The sequence below is a fragment of the Erwinia phyllosphaerae genome, assembly GCF_019132875.1.
GTDB classification, from domain to species: Bacteria; Pseudomonadota; Gammaproteobacteria; order Enterobacterales; family Enterobacteriaceae; genus Erwinia; species Erwinia phyllosphaerae.
In genome coordinates, this window is the sequence record NZ_JAHSPF010000001.1 from 457,086 (window position 1) to 480,283 (window position 23,198).

The following is a 23,198-nucleotide window of genomic DNA, read 5'->3' on the forward strand; positions in this document are numbered from 1 at the left end:
ATTACTTCGCCAGAATCTTTTTGATCTCTTCGCGGAATTCGCGGCCCTGGGCATTGTTACGCAGGCCCCAGGAAACGAAAGCCTTCATGTAACCCATCTTACGGCCACAGTCAAAGCTGTTACCGGTCAGCTGCTGAGCCTGTACCGGCTGTTTTTTCGCCAGGCTGGCGATAGCGTCGGTCAGCTGGTAGCGATCCCATGCGCCCGGTTCCAGATTTTCCAGCTCTGCCCAGATATCCGCAGAGAGCACGTAGCGGCCAACGGCAGCCAGGTCGGAATTCAGAGTCTGAGGCTGTTCTGGTTTTTCCACGAACTCGACAATCTGGCTGAACTGGCCCGGGTTATCCAGCGTTTCCGCCGTTTTGATTACGGAGTATTCAGACAGATCGGCTTCCGGCATGTGGTGAGCCAGTACCTGGCTGTGACCGGTTTCTTCAAAGCGTGCCACCATGGCGGCCAGGTTATAGCGCAGCGGATCGGCGGTAGAGTCATCCAGCAGCACGTCTGGCAGTACCACGACAAAGGCTTCGTCATGCAACATTGGACGAGCGCACAGGATGGAGTTAGCCAGGCCCAGCGGCTGCGGCTGGCGCACGTTCATGATGGTTACGCCCGGTGGGCAGATAGACTGAACTTCGCTCAGCAGCGAACGCTTAACGCGCGCTTCCAGCAGCGCTTCCAGTTCATAGGAAGTATCAAAATGGTTTTCAACCGCGTTCTTGGACGCGTGAGTGACCAGAACAATTTCCTTGATGCCTGCGGCTACGCATTCGTCGATGATGTACTGGATCATCGGCTTATCGACAACGGGCAGCATCTCTTTAGGAATGGCTTTTGTAGCAGGGAGCATGTGCATACCCAGACCCGCGACGGGGATAACTGCTTTAAGCTTGGTCATGTTAATTCCATCTAATGAAGTGAAGACATAGGTCGATTATGCAGGATCGCCCGGTCTGGCAAGTATAATCTTTATCTGAAAAAAAACAGGGGCTTTTCTGATAAAACAGCGGACCCGCTTATTATCCGGTTTGCCCGTAGCGATACCCTGAAATAATCAGATTTACGCCAGCATTAGGCGTTAAATATATTTGTTGCACACTGCTGTTTAATTGTGCGCCTTAAACGAAAAATGCGCCGCGACAAAATTACATCGGGCGCATCAGAAAAAATTAAATATAGAAAGAACGTAGCTGAGCGCGGCAAATCAATAATGCACGCTTTACTCGCGGCTTAACCGTCGACATCGACAGCACGGAAGGAGCCGCGATCGTTGCGGTTTGGCCAAAAGCTTTTACCTGCTGCTCTTTGCGCTCCTGCTCGATCAGGCTGGTCGTTAAATCGAGAGGGTGGTCAACAAAGTCCGCGACGAAGATATTGTTAAACACGCCCTTGCGCAGGAAGTAGTTCCACTCGTCGGCGACAAAAAACTCTTCGCGCGCCAGCGCCGTCAGCTTCGCGGCCGATTCTGCGCCGATCACATAACAGCAGGTACGAAAGAGGAAGTTTTCGCTCTTGATCGACTTGCGAAAGCGTTCGTTGCCGACGCGCTTTTTATACCAGTGGCTTAACGCAACGTAAGGCGCGCAGCGCAAACCGTTCTGGCCGCCCAGCAGATAAAGCTCATCGCCGCGCAGCGCGCTAAAGTCGCCATTATCAAAGCCACGGCAGAAATCGGCGAAGCGCGCATCGAGAATAGCGTCATCTTCCAGAATGCAGGCCCACGGCTGACCGCGCTCCTGCATAATCTCGTAGATTTTAAGATGGCTTAAGGTGCAGCCAAGCTCGCCTGCGGTAGGACGGTGCCCTTTACGTCGGGTTACGCCATCAACCCTGAATTTAGCTACCTCTTCGGCCGGCAAATCTTTGCCGTAAACCGCATCGACAAACTCATAGTTCAGCGCGTACTTGTCCAGGATAGCGGACAAAACTTCACGCCGCTGGGTATCTCTTTTCAGCGATACGATATAGATCGGTAACATCACCGTTCTCCCGTGTTCAGGTCACAATAATTAGCTCTGGCTGTAGAGCCGCGCGTGATCGATATTCTGCGTCCACTGTGCGTAGTAGCCGCTATTTTTACCATAAGAGTTATCGATCAGCATATTGTTAGTATCCACCAGGCAGGAAAGGATATGCCCGTGCATACGAGAGGTAACCACTTCTTTATAGCCTGAGAACAGATGTGCGTTACGATTCGCCATCTCAAACGTATGATCGCGCCACGCCTTATCGGCATAGTTTTTGATCAGTGAGGAGTTAAGCTTTTTGCCCACTTTAGCCACGCGGCTTAAGAAGTGAATCTTTTTCTGGTCGGCTTCGGTAATCAGATCGACCCAGTCAAAGGTTTTCGTTTCCTGCGGCAGCCCGTAGGCGCTTTGATCGGCGCTGGCCTCGCAGTCAACGCGCAGGAAATAGAGCGTATCGTCCTTTTTGCTGTTGTTGATTTTCAGCGAGCCATAAAGCTGATGCGCCATATCCGGCATCATATAAACTTTGTCGGTAAAGCGTTTGAATAATTCGAAGCTGCGCGTATCACGCGAATAAATAACCACGTCAGGGTGCTGACGGAAAATAGCCGCCGACTCTGCCAGGCGCTTTTCATCAGAAAAGTGCGCGGTTTGCGGCATGATAATGACTTTATTCTGGCGGAAGTTTTTGACGACCTGCTCGCGCAGATTCTGATGCACAAAATAGATGTCACCAAAGTTGCCGCCGCCGTGGCAAAGAATGGTAGTGTTTGGCGTCAGCTTTTTACGAATTTCCGCAAGATCGAAATCTTTCTCAGAACGGCAAAGTTTTACTTTGATGTTGTTATCACGAAAGAACTGCAGCGTTCCTGCATAGATCAGCAGATCGCCGACGTTATGGTGAAACGGATAGTCAAGATAGATGACGTCGTTCTTGTCTTTAATCTCTGCAACAATGGCATTTAGCTGGTTTTTAAGGTCAATCATTACGTTATTCATATGTCACCATAACAGATATTTAAATGTCGATTTTTTTCATTTTAAACAGAACGCCCATGACCAGCAGATAAGCCAGCACGCCAACGCCAATTTCACTGACTACATAGAGAATGGGATGTGCTGTTTCACCCGCGCCAAAGTGGCGGAAAAGTATCAGCGCCAGCGCCATAATCAGCGTGGTCAATGCCGGATAGAAAACCGGACGCAGCTGGTCAATAACGCCCAGAGTAATAATACGCTTCATCAACCAGATGCCGAGCGGAATAGTGATAATCACCCGCATCGACGACCAGGTAATCATCGTTTCAATCAGCGACAGCTTCGCGGTCACCAGCGCGGCAATCACCGCAACAATCGCCGAGGTCAGCGAGAGGTAAAGGAAACGGCGCGACTGCCCTACCGCTTTCATCACAATGCCCACGAACATACGTGAGAACATCACGGCGTTCATGATGGCGATAACCTGAATAATCGGCACCGCCGGACGCCAGTGCTCGCCCAGCACCAGCGGCAGCCAGTCGTTACAGGTCAAAGCAATGCCGACAAAGGCGGGCATAGAAACGAAGTTGAAGATTTTCGTCGCCTTGTAGAAGGCGTTAATCAGCTTGTTGCGATCGTCCTGTACCGACGAGAAGACCGGCAGCGCCATACGGCCAATCACCGTGTTAAGGATATTTAAAATGGCATCGGTCAGGCGAGTCGACATATTGTAGATACCGAGCTGCGCCACGCCGTGAAAGCTGAGGATAAGCAGGCTGAACACGCGCGAAAGCACGTTCCACAGCAGGTTTTCCACCATCACAAACAGGCCAAATTTACACAGTTCGATAAAATCTTTCAGGTTGAAATAGAAACCTTTAGGCAGAATTTTTCTGGACTGCACATAAATCAGGGTGGTGGCGATAGTGTTTTGTAACAGGCTGCCCAGCACCACGCTCCATAGCCCAAATCCGGTCAGCGCCATGGGTATTGCCACGGCGAAAAAGCAGAGGCGGGAAATCAGCGTTCGCTTGGTCAGCGCGCTCATTTCCAGATTTTTCATCAGCAGCCCGGTCGGCAGCACCGCTGCAATCTGCATCGCCGCGCCAATCCCTTCGCTTACCATGATGATGGCAATAATCTTGCTGTTCCAGACGTGTTCAATATAAAGCGCAATAACCAGCGAGGCTAAAAAGCTAAACAGGCTGAGGCCCAGCGTGCTCCAGAGCACGGTAAGCTGGAGTTTTTGCGTCAAATCTTTACGCTGGATCACCGCTTCGGTCAGACCCAGGCTAAGAACCAGCACCATCAGGGCTGCAATGGTCTGGGCGGCGGCAATTTTACCGTAGTCGTCCGGGTTAAGAATACGCGCCAGAAAGACCACGGAAATAATGCTGAGCGCCGCTGACGAAAGCGCTTCAAATGCGGACCAGATGGCCGCACTTTTAATTTTTTTTCTGTCCACCATGCCGGGAAGGCCCCTGTATTAACTTTCTACAAAATTTTATTTTAATTTCTCTTTTAGCCAAAAAATTGAATAGTAGAGAAATGGCATGTGCCAGTTAAGCAAGCGACATAGCAGCCGGGCTGAACGTCCTGCGGTAAGGTGGTTGACGGCATAATGCCCACCGCGGTTATCTTTATATTCTTCTTTTACCAGGCGATAACCCGAAAAAAAAGATAGCTGTGACTTAATTATATTTTCCGTAAGCATCGTCATATAATTAAATCGCATCATATTGGCCAGCGGCTCGGTATTTTTTCCCAGCGCCTGCATCATGCCAAGGAAAATCTGGTCAGATCTTTTTGTATCGTTAATACGGCTGGAAGAGTAGCTGGTTGCCAGCGTTCCGGACGGGTAACGAATATACTGGTAGCAAAGCTGCGGTGACAGCACGACGCTTTGCGACACGTAAAGAAAATTAAGATTGAACGCGCGATCTTCCGAATGGTGCATGGCGGTATCGAATCGCAGCTTGTGCTGTCGTAGCGTATCGACAAGGAAAAGCTTGTTCCATACCGTGCTGAGATTATTCGGGCCGTCGTATGAGTTATATTGCGCGATAGCCTGCTGGCCGCTGCAGCGATCCTGCGGGAAAAGGCATTTGTCACTCTGCCCGCTCTGCTGGGTAATCTGTTCGTAGGAAAAGCAGATAGCGTCCGCGTCGGAAGCCTCATCAATCAACGCAATAATCTTTTCCGGGAAAAAACGATCGTCAGCGTCGCAAAACCAGACGTAGCGGCTGGTCAGCGCTTCAATACCCGCGTTGCGTGCGCTGGATACGCCGCCGTTCGGCTTATCGATCAGGTGGAAATTGTCCCTTTCTGCGGCTATCGCTTCACACAGCGCTTTGCTGTTGTCGCGTGAGCCATCATTTACCAGAATAATATCGACGCGATGTGCAGGAAATTGCTGCAGTTGTTCAAATAACGCAGGCAGGTGTTCGCCAGTATTATAAACAGGTATGACCACCGATAAGTCTTTCATTAGAGCCACCACACTATCATCAAAGTTTATCCAAATAAAAACGTCCGCTTCCCTGCGTCGACGTTGTCGGTGACATCATTATTTTGTTTTAAAATAAGGCAAGGCGCAGTGCTCCCCATTAATCAGCACTGATACATAACCTGCCGGGCTGGACGCATCGACACGTTCAGCCGTAATGGCATTAGCCGACAGCAGTAAATCGCCGTCGTTAGTTCCACCAATCGCTACTTTGCCGCTTTGCAGAGAGAAACGGGTTTCCGCTTTGTGGCTTCCCTGACCAGGGGCGCTTTTGAGTGGTTTAAGCGTAGCGTCAAACCGGGCACACTTGCCGGTAAGGTAACGGTCTTTGCCCGTGGTTTTTAGCAGCACCATGGCTGAAGAAACCTCTGAGGCCATTTTTACGCACAGAATAACGTCGGTGTCATAAGGCGCATAGAAGGCAACATCGGTAATCGGGCTGCCGCCTTCGCTGTGCCAGCTGGCAGTGCTTTTATGTGCCAGACGCTGCAAATGAATGACCGCTTTGCCCTGGTCGCCAGGGATTTCGATCTCCCAGCTGTCGCCCGCTTCCGGCGAATAGAACCGTCCCAGCTCCACCCACTGTTCCGTGCTGCTTTTGTTTTCCAGACGGTGCTTCGCGGTCACGTAACCATATTTCAGGCTGCCGTCGATTGCCGCGCCAAACGACTCAATACGCGTCGAGCCAAGCTCAAAGCTGCTGAGCCAGCTTCCCGGCGCGTTAGCATTATCAATACGGCTACCTACCTGCAGGTTGATCTGGCGCAGGTTCAGGCGCGAGTTGCGGGCGTTGAGGGCATTTTTACAGCCTTCCATACTCAGGCCATCTATAATCCATTGCCCGTCGGAGATATTGCCGGGATTCGGGCTGTGCTCAATCCAGCCGTTGTGGATAAACGACTGGCTACAGCGTGGCAGGTTAATAACCACCCCATCACAGCCCTGCGCGTTGAAGTTTGACAGCTCAACGGCGGTGTTGTGATCCCAGTTGCCTTTTTTGGTGTCGGACCAGACGCCTTTAATCACGTCGCCGCTACAGTGAGAGGCGTACCACTGGTCGATTTTACAATCCAGCGTGTCCATCAGGCTCAGCGAAACGCCACCAACCTGGCTGAAGCGCAGGCAGGAAGCGCGGAAGAACTGGCCCGCAGGGCAGTTATTCAGGAAGAAACCCTGCAGGTTAGGCCGCTTGTCGTTACCGCCTTCAAAGCTGATATTGGCGATCTCTACCCAGCGTGCTTTTACGCCGAAGACAAATTCAGCCTTACCGTCCGAAACCAGCGTGGTGGTTGGAAAATAGCCAAAGTTAACTGGCGCACCGGTCAGGCGGAAAAAGCGGGTATATTTTTCCAGGGCGTCAAATTTCGAGACGAAAAAGCGGCCGGCTGGAAACTGAATCGAGATCTGTTCGTTATTATTTTGCGTCCACAGGTACATCGCGCGTACCGCGTCCGCCGCATCGGTCTGGCCATCGGCAATCGCGCCGAAGTCAAACACGGTGAGCCGATTGTAATCCTCGACCACGCGACGCCAGTGGAAGGTTTTGCCGGTAAGAATTACGCCGCCGTCGTCCTGCGCAGGCTTCAGGCTGCCGACAAACTCACCGCCGCCTACTTCGCGGCCTTCATGCCAGCTTTTCAGCTTGACCTTCGCGCCTTCAAACAGCGGCGTCGTGTTGCGCAGTACGGCGGCTGAAGGTATTTCACCAATCAGCTGATAGCCACCCGGCTCAGCGATACGCTGGCTAAAGCTATAGGCTCCTGCACGCGTTACGTCAGGGATGTTAAACAGCGTCTGGCCGCTCTCTTCCACTACCGCCATCGAGTGCGCCGGGTTGGCGATCAGCGCAGCATCATTATTAACGAAACGTGTCAGCGTCTCACGGTTTAACGTCACCGGCTGCGTCAGCTCGGTAAGCTGTCCTTTACTGTCGCGCAGGAAAAGCGGGATCTGGTTGCCAGCCTGAGTAGGATCGCTACCGGCTTTGCCAATCCACAGCTTCCCGGAAAAATTTTGCCAGAACTCGTTCGGCATCGCCCAGACGTTTTCCGGCGTCAGGATCGGCGCGTCGCCCGACGGCAGATCGCTCGGGCCAACCGCCTTACCGGCAACGGCGGTATTTTTTGCGGCATAGCTGGAAAAGGTACTCACAGAAAGGGCGGCAATCACCGAGGTGGCTGCCGTTTGTAATACTTCGCGTCTTTTCATGCTCGATCCTGTGCTCTCGTGGACCCTGTCGGGTTATCAAATGTTCCCGAGGTAATAACGCCAGCGGCCTACGCCAGGGCGAGCCAGCTCTGTTTTATTTTTTTGCCGTCAAACTTCAGCGCGGTCGTCCGGGTACTTTCGCTCATGGCAAAAAAGAGCCGGTCGTCGTTGGCCAGCTGATCCATACGGGCCAGAAAAGTTGCTTTATCGTTCATTGGCACCAGGAAACCATCCTGCTCGTGGTTGATAATTTCCTGTGGGCCGGTCGGACAGTCGTAGGCGACCACCGGCAGCGACCAGGATTTTGCTTCCAGCAGCACCAGCGGCAGGCCTTCATAGCGTGAAGTCATCAGCGCCATATCGCTGTCGCGATAATAATCATTGATATTGCTTACTTTGCCGACAAAGTCGACGCTGTCGGTGATGCCGAGCGTTGCCGCCTGCGCCTGCAATTGCTCGCGCAGCTCGCCGTCACCGGCGATAACCAGCTTCCAGTCAGGATGCTTACGGGCAAAGTCGTGCCAGATATCCAGCAGCAGGTCGAAACCTTTCTGGTGATCGAGACGGCCTACCGCCAGCGCCTGGCGGCTACGCGTTTCGCGCTGCCAGGATTTGTAGACCACCGGATTAGGAATTTGCTTGCTGGGAATACCCCAGCGGCTGAAGACCTGGTGATCTTTATCGGTCAGCACGACCACGCTGTCGTAATAGCGTAAAAGCAGATATTTCAGCAATTTAATGGGCTTGCTGAAAGAATTAATGGCGATGTGTTCGCAGGCGTAGGCTTTGCCGCGCTTTTTCTTCAGCGACAGCAGGCTCCACAAAGCGTACATCACGCTGAGACGGCCCATGCTAATCAGGAAAACGCTGTCGAAGTTCTCTTCGTGCACGCGCTGTACGATACTTTTAATCGGGTTGCTGTGGCCGTCAAAGCTGACGATCTCTTTCACCTGGCTGAAGGGATAAAAAGGTTTACCGCTGCCCTCCAGCGAATAAATGGTGACTTCACTGCTTTCGCCCAGACACTCTGACATAAAGTTGCAGATGTTTTCGGTACCCGCATAGGAGTAGGCGTCTTTAATCACCAGAACTATTTTTTTCATGAACCGCTATCCACCTCAGAAAAAATGAAAACCACCTGCTGGCTTATCGATGCTTCAGGGTAAACAGCACGCCATTAACCATATACCAGCCGTAATAGTAATAGATTTTTAACGGATTGTTTTTATAGATAATTCTTAATAATTCAAGATGCCACTGCGCCGCGCGATTTTTGTTCCGCGACAGGGAGTCGCCCAGTTCATAGTAGTTGACCAGGATTTTCGGAATAACCCGTGCCTGCTGATAAAGGCTGAACAGTTCGTAAAGGAAGAGAAAATCTTCGTGGCCTTTGCGCTGGAAGAAAATGCCCTGCGGCGGACGACGGAAGCAGACCGAGGAGAAACAGACGCGATACTGTTTTTTGACGAAGTTATCACGCAGCAGCACCGGCTTGCCGTAAACGATGTCGTGGTCGGCCTTGCGCGTTTTGTAGTGATAATGGGTAATAACAAAGTTGTCACCGGCCGCAATGGCCGCCGTCTGCAACGCCAGTTTTTCAGGGTGCCATTCGTCATCGCTGTCGAGGAAAGCGATAATTTCCTGCGTCGCGGCCCGTAAGCCAGCGTTACGCGTTTCGGCAGCACCCAGGTTAACTTCATTTTCGATAATGGTAATACGCGGATCGCGACACTGTTCGCGCACCAGCGCCAGCGAATCGTCGGTCGATTTATCGTTGATCAGGTAGAGGTGCCAGTCAGGGTAAGTCTGGTCGATTATCGACTGTACGGCGCGCAAAACGGTCTGCCGCGCGTTATACATCGGCATAACGATGCCGACGGTGCCAACATGATTGTTCATCTGGATACCTGAATCTGTAGAAAGACGAGTGGAAAATTGCTTCGCTAAAGCGCGAAGCAAGGGCAAATCAGAAAAGACGGAATATCGGTGCCAGGCTATAGCCTTCGATAGACTGCACGGACAGGATGGTGTTATAGGCCAGATAGTAGCTCGCCATACCAAACAGCAATACCGTATTGAACAGCAGATTGCGAATGCGCATCATCAGAAACGCCAGCAGCAGCGGCTCGGTATGCAGGAACAGGTTACCTACCCTGCCGCCAAGAATAGAGAAGTCAGCAAAGGTAATACGCACCGCTGCGCCAATAGCATAGGCAATCAGCAGGATATAAGGCAGCCTGTCTTCCGGCGCAACCTGTCTTTTCCCCCAGTAAACCACGGTGAAAAAGCCGATAAAGGCGATGTTTTTCAGGTTAGCCAGGCCAAAGACCGGCGAGGCCTGATCGAATACCGTCCCCTCATAGCCCGATACGCGGTCGCCCACCAGAGACGCAATACCCAGCGTGTCCAGGAATAGTTTTTTACCGCCGACCAGCCCCAGTGGAATGGAGACGACGATCATCAGCAGCGGCAGATATTTGCGCTCGCGGATAAACAGAAACGGGATCAGGAGTATCAGCGCATAGGCGGTAGAGTGCGACTGCGTTGCCAGCACCATTGCGACTATCGCCCACGCCCATTTACGATCCTGAGCCAGCAGAATAGCGGCGACGGTAAAGGCGCTGCTGAGGCCGAAACGTACCTGGTTCATATCCTTGTTGATAAACAGGTGCGTTGAATAGAGACACAGCGAACACAGGATCAGCGGCGCATATTTTTTATAGCACCAGGCGTTGGTCGCCACGGCTATAATGCAGATCAGCAGCAGGAAAAAGTAGCTTTCCCGCGTAAACACCGCCAGGATGCCGGCCAGAAGCGTAAAGAAGCTTTCGTAGCGATAGATTTTCGCCAGCGTGCCGTAGTCATCCATCGATAGCTGCGCGGAGAAGTTCTGGAAGAAACCAAGATACTGCTCGTTATCCAGGCCCGAGCCAGGCCCGCGCATGCCGCCAAAGCAGATCAATATGATCGTGGCGACAAAAAAGAAGTAGGTCACGACGCGCTTTATTTTGACTTCCTGAAGCTGGTTGATGGCCGCCAGCTCAAAAAGGCAAAATATCAGGATCGTGTAACTGATAATCCAATATATTGCCATGTTCTAATCCACCGAATTATTATTCAGGAAACAACCTTTTTCCCGGCGAAGCGCTCTTTTACCTTATCTTTCAGTCGATTGACGAAGTAAGCCTGGTTATCTTTATTGGTTAAGAAGAAATAACGGGCAAAGCTGAGGCTGGCGTGTAGTGACTTGCCATCCATTTTATAGCGCAGCGGTAGCTTATAGGCTTTATAGGTATGAATATCGCGCGCGGTCAGCCATGGCTTCATGCAGTCGAGCCAGAAAAACGAGTATTTAACCGACTCGCCTTTATGCTTTGAACCAAAATGGGTAATAAGATGGTAGTTTGCCAGCGGACGCGGGATCATCACAAAGCGATAGCCCATACGGTCGGCGCGGATGCAGAAATCGTAATCCTGATGGCGACGATAGCGCGTGTCGAATTTGATTTTCAGCGCGTCTTCACGCTTCAGCACCAGCGTGCTGGTCTGCATAAAGCCATAACAGCCAAAAAGATATTCCGCTATGGTTTCGTTGGCGCCCGGCGGCTGCATCGGCATGACTTTCAGGAAGCTGCCATCCTGCCAGATATTAACCTGACTAAAGACGATGTATTTTTCTACACCCTGCGCTTCCAGCTCGGCAATTTTGCTGGCCGACTCTTTCAGCTTGTCAGCGTGCCATTCATCGTCAGCATCCAGGAAACTGATAAAGTCGCCGCTTGCCAGTTCGATGCCTTTATTACGCGCACCGGCACCGTTGAGCTTCTCCTGCGACAGCACCAGCTGAATGTTGAGTTCCTGATAGCGCGGGCCGTTAACCAGCTCGGCCAGCGCCGCCGCGTCGTCTGACTTGTCATCGACAATGATGACTTCAAAGTTACGGTAGCTTTGCGCCAGCACGCAGTCGAGCGTGGTGGCGATGGTTTCTGAGGCGTTATACGCCGGGATGACGATTGAGAAGCGAATATCCTGCATTGCCAGCACCTTTTAACGTCTAAACAAAAGGGTTGCGTTCGCCGGGCCGATTATTCTCCCGACGAACGGGGCCGGAGGAGTCCGACCCGGTTGGTTTTGCGTGCAGCCTGTCAGCTCTTCGCGTCTTTACCGTAGTTGTAGTCGTAGTAGTCATAGCCGTAGCCATAGCTGTTAGCGGCTTTACGCACTACGGCGTTAAGGATCACGCCTTTAATCTCAATGCCGTTTTGCTCGAAGCGCTTGATGCTGACATCTACTTCTTTCGCGGTGTTGGTTTCAAAACGCGCGACCATCAGCGAAGTGCCCGCGCTCTTACCAATAATGGAAGCATCGGTCACGGCCAGGATTGGTGGCGTATCGATCAGCACCAGGTCGTAGTTCTCGCTTGCCCAGGTCAGCAGCTCGTTCATGCGTGGATGCATCAGCAGCTCAGACGGGTTTGGTGGAACCTGGCCACGAGGCAGGAAGTCAAAGCCGTAAGCGCCCTGCTGAACCAGCGCAGGTGAAAATGCTGTTTTTCCGGAAAGGACATTAGACAGCCCCTGACGGTTGTCGGCACCCAGCAGATCGTGGGTATAGCCGCGACGCATATCGCCATCGATTAACAACACCTTCTGCCCTGCTTTCGCGACCAGCGTCGCCAGGTTGGCACAGATAAAGGTTTTACCAATACCAGGGCTGGCACCGGTAATCATCAGTACGTTGTTTTTCGCTTCCATCATTGCAAAGTGCAGGCTGGTACGCAGGCTGCGGATCGCTTCGATAGAGAGGTCGGTTGGGTTACCCAGCGCCAGCAGCGTTTCGTGCGGATCGGTTTTCACTTTGCTGCCGCGACGCGCCAGCGCCGCGCTGTCTTTTTTACGCTGCCATTCGGAAAGCGGTACGCTGGCGTAAACGTTGACGCCCAGCTCTTCCAGCTGCTCTGGATTTTCGATGCCGTGATGGAACAGCGCCTTCAGCAGGATCAGACCCACAGAAATAGCCAGGCCGGCGATCAGGCTGGCAAGGATAATCAGCATCTTTTTCGGTGCGACTGGTGCCAGCGCGGTTTCCGCACGGTCGATAATGCGCACATCGCCAACGGTACTCGCCTTGCTGATAGCCAGCTCCTGCTGACGGTTCAGCAGCTGCATGTAGATTTCCTGGCCAGACTGCACATCACGCGTCAGACGCAGAATAACCTGCTGGGTCTGTGGCATAGTGCCGATTTTTTTGTTCAGCTGCGACTGCTCGTTTTCCAGCGTTTTACGCTTTTCAAGCAGGGCGCGGTAGGTCGGGTGATCTTTGGTGTAAAGCTGGGAAACTTCGGCTTCACGGAAGGTCAGCTGGTTCAGCTGGTTCTGTACGTTAACCGAAGAGTCCAGCGCCGACTTCGCTTCCAGCGACATATCAACCGATTCGTTCTGACGACGGAAGGTATTGAGCTTGTCTTCTGCTTCGTTCAGCTTGTTGCGTACCTGTGGCAGCTGATCGCGCAGGAAGGCCAGGCTGCGTTCCGCCTGTTCAGATTTGCGCTCAACGTTTTGCAGCAGGTAGTTATCAACAATGCGGTTAAGGATTTTGCTGATGCTATCAGGATCGGAACCCTGATAGTTCAGGCCAAGCACGCCGGTGTCTTTACCTTTGTCCGCAACGGACAGGTTGCCCACCACCATGCTGATTGCCTGTAGCTCATTGAGCTTGGTAACCGTGAAGCTGGTGCCTTTATCTGCATCGATGCCGCTGACCAGCATAGTCACGTCGCCGTGCTGCTCCAGCTGGCCGACACGGCCTTTAAACAGCTCGTCGCCGTCTTTGCTTACGGTATAGCTTTGCGCGTCGTTCACTTCCAGTTCAACGTTGCGCTTTTTCCATTTAAGCGGCAGTTCCAGGCGAGACACGGCGATATCCGCCTGCTTGTCGCCCATGATGCGCGCCAGTCCTTTACCAATTATTGGAAAGTAGTCCTGCTCAACCACGGTATCCAGACCCAGGTCGTGAACGGTTTTACCGATAACCATGCGCGACTGCAGGATCTGAATCTCGGTATCGGATTCAGGCGTCTGCGGTAAAGCATCCTGAATATTGGTCAGTACCGAGCTGGAGTCTTTCTGTTCTACCTGTACCAGCGCGTCAGCGCTGTAGATTGGCGTGGCGAAGAGCGTATAAAGCGTGCCCAGCAGCATAAAGACGGCAGTGACGGCGACAATGATCCAGCGATGGTCAACCAGCTGACCAACCAGATGCGCCAGATCTAACCCTTTTGTCTCTTCCTGCGGTGCCGTCATGACCCTGTTTTTTGTTTTCATGAATAATCCCAACTATCGGCTTAATACGTTGACCCATTTCTGGGTAGCGTTTTCAAGTAATCCGTAAACGGCCTCAAAGGCTTCACGACTTCTTTTATACGGATCCGCTATCTCAATTTGATTGAGCCAGTGGCCCATCAGCATGGTTTTGCCGCGTGCGGCCGGGTCAATACGGGTAATCTGATCGATATGCTTTTTCTCCATCACCAGGATGAGGTCAAACTCCCGTGAGAGTTCAGCCGTAAACTGCTGCGCCTGGTGACCCGCCAGCGAAAGGCCGTTTGCTGCGGCAACCTCGCTGGCGGTCTGTTCTGCAGCATAGCCCGTCATGGCATTCAGCCCGGCGGACGCTATTTGCTTGTCAGGGAGTGCACGTTTTAACAACCGTTCGCCGGTCGGAGAACGGCAGATGTTGCCGACACAGACGACTAAGATTGAATTAATCATATTGCCCCGATTACCAGTTATGGATATAACGCACGTTCTCGGTTGCGTTATACACGCCGGAAATGGTTGGCGTCAGCTGAGAAATAACGCGGTTCCAACGAGTCAGCGGCGTAGAGGTGACATACACGATGTCATACGGCTCAAGCTGGAATTCAGACCCCATCACCATCGCTGATGCATCCTTCAGGTTCAGCTGATAGATGTTGGCAATCTTGGTGCGGTTCTTACCTTTGATTGGACGGATAACGAAGACGCCGGTCGCATCAGAGGAGGTTTGATCCATGCCCTGCGCGCTGCCCAGCGCTTCCGACAGCGTCATGCCGCTGCGATCCATTTTCAGCGTGCTCTGCTGTTTCACTTCGCCCATCACAAAGATTTTCAGATCGTCGTTACGCGGGATAAACAGAATATCGCCGGGGTAAAGCAGATGGTTTTGCGACAGGTCGCCGTTTTGCATCAGCGCCTGTAAAGAAACCGGGATTTCAGCACCGTTGTGGGTCAACACCACGTTGCGCCAGTCGGCGTTGGTAGTCAGGCCGCCCGCTGCGTTAACCGCGTCCAGAATGGTTAACGGCACGTTAGTAATCGCCTGCTGGCCGGAAGTGGTTACCTCTCCGGTCACGTAGGCTTTCTGTGATTTAAAAGAGGCGACGCTGACATCGATCTGCGGGCTTTCGATGTACTGCGCCAGGCGGCTGGCCATCTCGGTACGTACTTCCTGCACGGTACGGCCTGCTACGCGCACGCGACCGATGTAAGGATAGAAAATCGTGCCGTCTGAATGCACCCAGTTACCGGTATCGCTGGCGCTACGGTACTGACCGGCTGGCGTGGTAAGTTCCGGGTGATCCCAGACGGTGACGTTAAGCACGTCGCCAATACCAATGTGGTATTCGTAGTTCTGAATTTCGGTTTGCAGCTGTGGGTTAGGACGCGCTACCACAGGGGTAGGACGCATACGTTCAACCAGGCTTGGGGTCATAGGGAAGACATTGACGTATTTATCAATATCAAAATCGCTATCCTGCTGCTTGATAACATCTTTACCGCTGGTGGAAAGCTTTGAACCCGGAACGATCGTACATCCTGAAAGGAGTGCAGCCGAGATCAACAAGGGCAATAACTTCGTTTTGATTGTAATCATCTGTTTCATCGCTATCAGTAATTTGATTGATAGTGGCGGATCCGCCGCTGTGTAGCGTCTTGCAAAGGTAAAAGCGTTTTATTCACTGTAACTGTCAGTCATCACCTGATCCCTTTCCTTTTTTGCCTTGCCGGCTCGCTGTGAGCCGACGCTTAACAGAGGAACGTTGAGCGCGCAAGTCAGTGACAGTCATCAGTCAAACCACGCAATAACAGCGGCGCGCTCTTGCAAACGCGCCGAAATTTTTTAGTATGCGCCGTCTCGCTTCAGTACCACGCCAATGGTTTTGAAGAGAATGGCAATATCGTTCCATAAAGACCAGTTTTTTACGTACCAGGAGTCAAAATAGACGCGAGTTTCATAGTCCACGTCGTTACGACCGCTGACCTGCCACAGTCCGGTCATGCCCGGCTTGGCCATAAAGTAGTAATCAACGTCGCCCGCGTAGCGCTCCAGCTCATCTTCGATAACCGGACGCGGTCCAACCAGACTCATTTCGCCGCGCACCACGTTCCAGAGCTGCGGCAGCTCGTCGAGGCTGGTTTTGCGGATAAAGTGGCCGATACGGGTGATGCGAGGATCGTTCTTAAGCTTGAAGTCTTTGTCCCATTCCGCACGCGCAACAGGATCGGTACGTAATACCTCTTCCAGCACTTCTTTGGAATTGATCACCATCGAGCGGAACTTGAGGCATTTAAATTTACGACCGTTTAGCCCTACACGTTCGTGACCGTAAATAGGTTTGCCGCCGTCACGAGAAACCATAAATATCAGAATAGCCAGCGCGGGCATCAACATGGTGATAATAGCCAGCGCGCCAAAGATATCAAAAGCACGTTTGATAATACGCGAGGTGCGTTTTGCCAGATTGTTGCTTACCCGTAAAATCATCACTTCATGGCTAAAGATATAAGCCATATCAGTGCCGTAAAGCGGAACGCCGCGTAATGAAGGAATAACGGAAACGGAACGACAATTATGTTTCGCCAGGTTTTTTAGCCACAGGTCACGGTGATGACTTTGTTCAAACTCCACCGCCACAATAAACTGCGTTTCGCTGTTTACCTGCTGCCACAGCGATGATTCATCATTAATAACGGGAATACCGAACAGCGCTGGCGCGGCGGTCATGCCGTCTACATCGTAGAACGCTACCACGTCAAAACCCATTACCTCTTCACTTTGCAGCGCCATATAGGCTTCTTCAGCATTTTTGCCGCTGCCAATGATGATGGACTGTTTTTTCCACAGGCCGTAGCGATTCAGAATGCGTTTGACCAGCGCACGCCCTACCGGGATCAGCACCAGCGCCAGCAGCCAGGTTAATAACCAGGTCCAGCGTGACATTTCCCATTTAGATAATGCCGTGATGGAAAGGTCGATCACGGAGAAGATCAGGACGCTACGGAAAATTTCTTTTAATTCGAACCAGAAGGGTTTGCGATAAGTATAGTGGCGCAGGCGAACCCAGAACCAGGCAATACAAATAACAGAAAGAATAATGTGTGTGCTTATTTTTAACTGCAGATCCTGAGTTGAAATGTCATCCAGTAAATTCCCCGGAAAACTTTTCATCAGGAGGATTGCAATAAATAAAGAGGCGTTAAAAAAAATCAGGTCTGAAAGTGCTAATGAAAGTTTAATTAACAGCCCTTTAAAGGTAAATTCTATATCGCGCATAGTTAACTCTTATTTTTTCTTCAAAAGCCTGTGGTTTAATAATTTCCACTGCTGAGGATTGCGTATTTTTTAAGCACGTCATTTATGAAAGACGTATTTCGGGGTGGTGCAACAGATCGCCGGAACGCGTAGCAGAGCTTGAAAATTGACATGTAAAATCAACAACAACCTGATGGAAGCCCTGTCAGGACGCTGACGTTTCCACCTGTCCAGACACGCTACCGCCCCTGGCTTGTAGCTGCCAATGCGCTGTATCTCGTTCTGCTATGTTGGTTTTATCCTGTCCTCTCGGTGCAGGCTAAAGCTTTTCATCGCCCGGATGAAGCCAAAACTTAAAAGGACGCCGAGCTACGACCGTGCTAATTGCTACATTTACGCAGGCATTTACTAACACGTTGCTATACTAGTTATAACTGGCCTGTTTACAAGAGCCTGTTCCCGCTGCTCCGCTCTTTTAGGATTAAGACTACCTTGTCCTCCTCGCTATAGCTAACAGGGTCATTGATAAGAAATTCAGATTAACTTTATTGTAAAACTAAGATTAATCCCGTCCGATTTAACCCTGCACCTTAAGTATCCCTTATTTTATTGGTCATACCTATGCGAATATTCTTGAAAAACTATTCCATGCATTTGAATGCCCGTCAGATGATTCTAAAATCGGCAGTAACAGAGAGCGCCAGTTATACGCCCCGCAGCGTAGCCGTGTGATTATTTGTTGAATTATGTGACATCCCCTATCATCATGGCGTTTCCTTAATCTGTATGAGTGAACTTCTGATGTTTGAATGGATCGTCGATCCGTCAATCTGGGCTGGCCTTGTCACCCTGATCGTATTAGAGCTGGTGCTGGGCATTGATAATCTTGTCTTTATTGCCATTCTGGCAGAGAAACTGCCGTCCGCGCAGCGTGACCGCGCCCGCGTCACCGGCCTGCTGCTTGCTCTGGTCATGCGCCTGCTGCTGCTGGCCTCTATTTCCTGGCTCTCTTCGCTGACCTCTGCCCTCTTCGTCGTGGCCGGACACGCTTTTAGCGCGCGCGATTTAATTATGCTGCTGGGCGGTGTTTTCCTGCTGTTTAAAGCGACCATAGAGCTGAATGAAAGGCTGGAAGGTAAAGATGAAGATGACAATCCGCAAAAACGCGGCGCGCGCTTCTGGCCGGTTGTCGCGCAAATAGTGGTGCTGGATGCCGTCTTCTCGCTTGATTCAGTGATTACCGCTGTAGGCATGGTCGACAGCCTTGCGGTAATGATGGCGGCCGTGATTATCGCTATTTGCTTAATGTTGCTGGCCAGCAAACCCCTCACCCGCTTCGTTAACCAGCATCCGACTATCGTTATTCTTTGCCTGAGCTTCCTGCTGATGATCGGCTTTAGCCTGGTGGCGGACGGCTTTGGCTATCATATTCCTAAAGGCTATCTCTATGCCGCGATAGGCTTCTCCGTGATTATCGAAGCGCTGAACCAGCTGGCGCATTTTAATCGCCGACGTTTTCTCTCTGCCAAAGCCCCGCTGCGCAAGCGCACCGCCGAAGCCGTCCTGCGTCTGCTGCGCGGCGGTCACGAGCAGACAGAGCTGGATGCTGAAACCTCCTCGCTGGTGGCCGATGCCAGCAGCCAGGCGATTTTCAACAAGCAGGAACGCATGATGATTGCGCGCGTGCTCGGTATGGGCCAGCGTACCGTAAGCAGTATCATGACTTCCCGTCAGGATATCGTGTCGGTCGATCTCAGCGAGTCGCCGGAGAAAATTATGGCGATGCTCGATCAGAACCAGCACACGCGGATGGTGGTCACGGAAAACAGTGAAGATCCGCTCGGCGTTATTCATGTGATTGACCTGCTCAAGCAGGCGCTGCACGGCGACAGCCTGGATATCCGCGCGCTTATTCGTCAGCCGCTGGTGTTTCCGGAGCAGCTTTCTCTGCTGCCGGCGCTGGAGCAATTTCGCAACGCGCGCACGCATTTTGCGTTTGTGGTGGATGAGTTTGGTTCGGTGGAAGGCGTGGTGACGCTCAGCGACGTGATGGAAACGATAGCCGGTAATCTTCCCAATGAAGGAGAAGCTATCGATCCTCGCTACGACATTCAGCAGAACGCGGACGGGAGCTGGACAGCCAACGGCCACATGCCGCTGGACGATCTGATCCTCTACATTCCTTTACCGCTGGACGAAAAGCGCGAGTACCACACGCTGGCCGGTCTGTTAATGGAGCATATGCAGCGCGTGCCGCAGGAAGGCGAAGAGATTCAGATTGAAGACTATCTGTTCCGCACGCTACAGGTTGAAAACCATCGCGTGCAGAAAGTACAGATTATCTCTCTGGTGCAGGAAGAAGAAGCCTATTAACCAGTCCTGACGGCGGAAAAATCCGGCACCCGCCGGGCCTGCGGTAAGCGCCAGGGATGGCGCGCCTTACCTTTCGTTAACGCTCTACAGATCCTTAATAAGCTTCTGAACCGAGCTGTTTTTGCCATTTTGCGGATTTTTTTCCGACCACTCTTTAAGTCGTTTTTTCGCCTCATCCTGCAGCTGCTGGCGCAGCACCTGATCGATTTGCAGCGAATAGTTCAGTCCGTTCCACGGGCCATAAATGCGTAAAGGCACGGCGGTTTGCTGTAAACGGCTCACCAGCTCGCTGTCACCCTGCCAGCCCTCGGTCACGGTGATGCCAAAATTCATATCCGCCTGCTGCTTCGCCAGATCCACCGTTCCTTTGCCGCTGTAGTTCAGCATGGAAGCGCGTCCCTGCATATCGACAAAGGCGAGCAGCCCGTTTTGCAGCATCATTTTTCCCGTTATCTGCTGGAAATCGTTATCCGGGGACGAGGCAGCATGAACGCGGTTGCTGCTGCGTTCTACCGCTCGCTGGATCATGCGCTGGAAGTTCAGCCCCGATATCAGCGCGTTATTCAGGCTTAACTCCGCACTCCCCTGCCATGCTCGTTTAAAAGCGGGAACGGTCAGGCCAGTACCGCTAAAACTGCCGTTCAGCGTCACGTCACCGCTCAGCGAAGCTGGCATTTCAAACGCCTGCAGCAGCGGTGCGACGGCAATATTTTGCAGCGAGGGGTTAAGGGCTATCCGGGTTTGCGCCTGACGGAAATCCACGCTGCCGGGCAGAGAAAAATGCCCGTTACCGGCCTTACCGCTTAGCGTAGAGAGAGTAAGCAGGCCGTTATCATTGGTAGCCTGAAACGCCACCTGGTCAAAGGCCATGCCCCGCCAGCGCATCTTGTCCACCGCTATCGCCAGCTTGCCGTTGAACTGATTAAAGGGCGAACTGGCGTTATCGGCTTCTACCTGAGCGATAACCGGCCCCGGGCCAGAACGCTGGGCCTGAATGCCTTGCCCGTTGTTGCCGCCGACCTCCAGCCCTAACAGCGAATCCATATTCAGCAGCGGCGCGTGCAGGTCCAGGTTAATCTGTGGACGGCCGGCCAGCGTTCCGCTGGCGCTGCCGCTTATCTGGCTGTCGTTCAGGCTCAGCGCAATATCTTTCAGGCTGAAAGCGTTATTATCACTCCAGTCGGCCGCCAGCTTCGCCTGCCCTTTAACGCCTTCACGCGGCAGATCGACACCGCTCAGCTGGTAATCCAGCTGATTAACCAGCGCGGAAAGGTGCTGTGGATAGCGGCTAAGATCCGCATCGGCGTTCAGGTTTATTTGCAGTTCGCGCTGATCGCGGCTGATACGGCTGCTTAGCTCGATATGGGCTTGACGCTGTTTCTGCGACAGCTGAAGGTTTAGATCGCGCACGTTAAGCTGTTCGCCGCTGTCCTGCTGCCAGACCAGCAGGCCGTCCGCTATCTGCAAATTATCAATGTCAAACGTCCAGCGCTGGGAAAGCGGCGACGGCGGTGCCGAATTGGCCGGGCCTTTTGGCGCGTTAGCGGGACGCGCGCTTTCGCTGTCAGGCGTAAGGCGAACAACGGCGTCTTTCAGCAGGACCTGTTTGACCGCCAGCTGGTGGGAAAGCAGAGGAAGCAGCTTAACGTCGAGCCGCATATTGCTGGCGCTGACGAAAGGCTGTGCCGCACCGGGCGCGGTCAGCGTCATCTGGCCGGAAAGAATGCTGAGCTGCGGCCAGACGTGCCAGCGCAGGTCGCCGTTCATCGCCAGGTGATAGCCGCTGCGCTGCTCGACCTGCTCAGCCATATAGGCGCGAAAATCATTCGGATTGACCAGCAAAACCAGCGCCGTCATTCCGGCCACAACGACCACCAGCAAAATGGCCAGCGTGGTGATAAATCTCTTCATGCCTTCCCCTTATTGCTTGCACTTCTTACGACGTCATCCACTAGCCGCAGCGCAAAAGGTGGCGTGACTCAGCACCTTTCCCTGCCGCCTTTACGCGCTGTCCTGATCTTTATCGATACGGCTGGCATCCGCGCCCTGCTGACCTTTATATTTAGCATCCTGGCGGCGGTTATAAGGACGGGCCGCCGGTGCGGAAAGCGGTTCAAAGCTTAGCGCGCCAATCAGCATGCCTGGCCGCAGCGCCAGCGGCAGCTTACCAGAATTATAGAACTCCAGCACGATACGTCCCTGCCAGCCCGGATCGATACGGTGCGCGGTCACGTGAACCATCAGGCCAAGGCGAGCCAGCGACGAGCGGCCATCCAGCCAGCCGACCAGGTTATCGGGGATAGTGACCGACTCAAGAGTCACGGCCAGCGCCAGTTCGCCAGGGTGTAGAAAGAAAGCTTCGCCTTCCGGCAGCACGATTTCATCGCTCATTACCCGGTCAAGCGCCGCGCTGACTTCGTCTTTCGGGCCGCTAAGATCGATGTAGGCCGCGGTGTGGCCGCGGAAAGTTCTGAACTGGTTGCCCAACCGAACGTCAACGGTGGCGCCGTTAATCCGTTCTACCGGCGGACGCGGGGAAATGTCGAGCTGGCCACTGTCAAGCCAGGCTTCGATATCGCGGTCGCATAATCGCATGAAGTACTCCACTGCTGTAAAGGTGCGGGATAACGCTGACCGGCCGCTTCCTGCGCAGGACTCCGGTCAGCGAAGCAAAACAGGTCTATTCGAAGAACTGATTGATTTTTGCCTTCAGGATATCAATCGCGATGCGGTTTTTGCCGCCGCGCGGCACGATGATATCGGCATACTGTTTGGAAGGCTCAATAAACTGCAGGAACATCGGGCGAACCGTTTTCTGATACTGGGCCATCACGGAGTCCATTGAGCGGCCACGCTCGTTGACGTCACGTTTCATGCGGCGCATCAGGCAGATATCCAGCGGCGTATCGACAAAAATGGAGAAATTCATTTCGCTGCGCAGGCGGGCGTCTGTCAGCAGCAGTATGCCTTCCAGAATAATCACCTTTTTGGGTTTCAGCTGGATGGTCTGCGCGGTACGCGTATGCTCAACATAGCTATAAACCGGCAAATCGATAGCCTGGCCGGCCTTCAGCATCTGTAGATGCTGTAGCAGCAGGTTATGATCCATCGCGCTGGGATGATCGTAATTCGTTTTTACCCGCTCATCCATAGTCAGATGGCTTTGGTCTTTGTAATAAGCATCCTCAGGGATAACACCAATATTTTCATCACCAACCCGATCGCGCACTTCACGATAGAGCGTACTGGCAATAAGACTTTTTCCCGAGGCAGATGCGCCGGCGATACCTACGATGACGCACTGATGCGACTTGTCAGTCATAAAATTAAAGACCTGATTTGTGTCTGAGACGATGGAGAGGATGTTTTCGCGCGTAATTATAAGGATTTCGGGATGTTGATGCCAGCGAAAAGCTTTTAAGACTTTCCCGTTATGCCTCTGTTCGCTCTGCCGTTAAACTAATGACCAGTTTCATCTACCGGCCCGGACGCCTGTGGCGGCATTCGTCATCATTTGCGGCTGGCCTGACGACGCAACACGGCATATCATTCTTCGCCGGCCTGTCGGTTCAATTTACAATAATAAGGAAACA

The 23,198-nt window shown here is 52.5% G+C and carries 18 protein-coding genes; 1 reads left to right on the plus strand and 17 read right to left on the minus strand.

Going from position 1 to position 23,198, the window contains the following annotated elements; genetic code table 11:
* Window position 1 precedes the first annotated feature (1 nt).
* The 14 genes from galF to wbaP all read right to left on the minus strand — a co-directional run bounded on the left by galF (window position 2) and on the right by wbaP (window position 17,253).
* Window positions 2-898, minus strand: coding sequence for a UTP--glucose-1-phosphate uridylyltransferase GalF (gene galF / locus KUE00_RS02020; protein ID WP_246757816.1), 897 nt, complete (start codon window positions 896-898; stop codon window positions 2-4).
* 271 nt (window positions 899-1,169) lie between these two features.
* Complete coding sequence (locus KUE00_RS02025) at window positions 1,170-1,979, minus strand: glycosyltransferase family 25 protein (RefSeq protein WP_246757817.1); 810 nt, start codon at window positions 1,977-1,979, stop codon at window positions 1,170-1,172.
* Between the two features lie 30 nt (window positions 1,980-2,009).
* Window positions 2,010-2,954, minus strand: a complete 945-nt coding sequence (locus KUE00_RS02030) for a polysaccharide pyruvyl transferase family protein (RefSeq protein ID WP_246757818.1) — start codon at window positions 2,952-2,954, stop codon at window positions 2,010-2,012.
* A 31-nt stretch (window positions 2,955-2,985) separates the two neighbouring features.
* Complete coding sequence (locus tag KUE00_RS02035; protein WP_246757819.1) at window positions 2,986-4,413, minus strand: oligosaccharide flippase family protein; 1,428 nt, start codon at window positions 4,411-4,413, stop codon at window positions 2,986-2,988.
* A gap of 36 nt (window positions 4,414-4,449) precedes the next feature.
* Window positions 4,450-5,433 carry a glycosyltransferase family 2 protein gene (locus KUE00_RS02040; RefSeq protein ID WP_246757820.1) on the minus strand — a complete coding sequence of 328 codons (984 nt, stop codon included), beginning with the start codon at window positions 5,431-5,433 and terminating at the stop codon, window positions 4,450-4,452.
* Between the two features lie 78 nt (window positions 5,434-5,511).
* Complete coding sequence (locus tag KUE00_RS02045; RefSeq protein ID WP_246757821.1) at window positions 5,512-7,659, minus strand: phage tailspike protein; 2,148 nt, start codon at window positions 7,657-7,659, stop codon at window positions 5,512-5,514.
* A 68-nt stretch (window positions 7,660-7,727) separates the two neighbouring features.
* On the minus strand, window positions 7,728-8,762 hold the full coding sequence (locus KUE00_RS02050; protein ID WP_246757822.1) for a glycosyltransferase: 1,035 nt from the start codon (window positions 8,760-8,762) through the stop codon (window positions 7,728-7,730).
* Between the two features lie 43 nt (window positions 8,763-8,805).
* Entirely contained in the window at window positions 8,806-9,558 is a 753-nt protein-coding gene (locus KUE00_RS02055) for a glycosyltransferase family 2 protein (RefSeq protein WP_246757823.1), read from the minus strand.
* A 67-nt stretch (window positions 9,559-9,625) separates the two neighbouring features.
* Complete coding sequence (locus KUE00_RS02060) at window positions 9,626-10,753, minus strand: EpsG family protein (RefSeq protein WP_246757824.1); 1,128 nt, start codon at window positions 10,751-10,753, stop codon at window positions 9,626-9,628.
* Between the two features lie 23 nt (window positions 10,754-10,776).
* The gene (locus KUE00_RS02065) at window positions 10,777-11,694 is read right to left on the minus strand and encodes a glycosyltransferase family 2 protein (protein WP_246757825.1); all 918 of its coding nucleotides are present in this window, start codon (window positions 11,692-11,694) and stop codon (window positions 10,777-10,779) included.
* A gap of 110 nt (window positions 11,695-11,804) precedes the next feature.
* Complete coding sequence (gene wzc, locus KUE00_RS02070; protein WP_246757826.1) at window positions 11,805-13,982, minus strand: tyrosine-protein kinase Wzc; 2,178 nt, start codon at window positions 13,980-13,982, stop codon at window positions 11,805-11,807.
* A 12-nt stretch (window positions 13,983-13,994) separates the two neighbouring features.
* Entirely contained in the window at window positions 13,995-14,429 is a 435-nt protein-coding gene (locus KUE00_RS02075) for an arsenate reductase/protein-tyrosine-phosphatase family protein (RefSeq protein WP_246757827.1), read from the minus strand.
* Window positions 14,430-14,439: 10 nt separating this feature from the next.
* Complete coding sequence (locus KUE00_RS02080; RefSeq protein WP_246757828.1) at window positions 14,440-15,573, minus strand: polysaccharide export protein; 1,134 nt, start codon at window positions 15,571-15,573, stop codon at window positions 14,440-14,442.
* Window positions 15,574-15,819: 246 nt separating this feature from the next.
* Window positions 15,820-17,253 carry an undecaprenyl-phosphate galactose phosphotransferase WbaP gene (gene wbaP / locus KUE00_RS02085; RefSeq protein WP_246757829.1) on the minus strand — a complete coding sequence of 478 codons (1,434 nt, stop codon included), beginning with the start codon at window positions 17,251-17,253 and terminating at the stop codon, window positions 15,820-15,822.
* A gap of 780 nt (window positions 17,254-18,033) precedes the next feature.
* Between wbaP and KUE00_RS02090 the strand changes: the two genes are divergently transcribed.
* Window positions 18,034-19,605, plus strand: coding sequence for a TerC family protein (locus KUE00_RS02090; protein ID WP_246758073.1), 1,572 nt, complete (start codon window positions 18,034-18,036; stop codon window positions 19,603-19,605).
* A gap of 84 nt (window positions 19,606-19,689) precedes the next feature.
* Here the strand turns inward: KUE00_RS02090 and asmA are convergent, their stop codons facing one another.
* The 3 genes from asmA to udk all read right to left on the minus strand — a co-directional run bounded on the left by asmA (window position 19,690) and on the right by udk (window position 22,927).
* Window positions 19,690-21,516: an outer membrane assembly protein AsmA gene (gene asmA / locus KUE00_RS02095; protein WP_246757830.1), complete on the minus strand. Its 1,827-nt coding sequence runs from the start codon at window positions 21,514-21,516 to the stop codon at window positions 19,690-19,692.
* Between the two features lie 90 nt (window positions 21,517-21,606).
* Window positions 21,607-22,200, minus strand: coding sequence for a dCTP deaminase (gene dcd, locus KUE00_RS02100; RefSeq protein WP_246757831.1), 594 nt, complete (start codon window positions 22,198-22,200; stop codon window positions 21,607-21,609).
* Between the two features lie 85 nt (window positions 22,201-22,285).
* A complete protein-coding gene (udk, locus tag KUE00_RS02105; RefSeq protein WP_246757832.1) occupies window positions 22,286-22,927 on the minus strand; it encodes a uridine kinase in 642 nt (213 codons plus the stop codon).
* Between the last annotated feature and the right edge of the window lie 271 nt (window positions 22,928-23,198).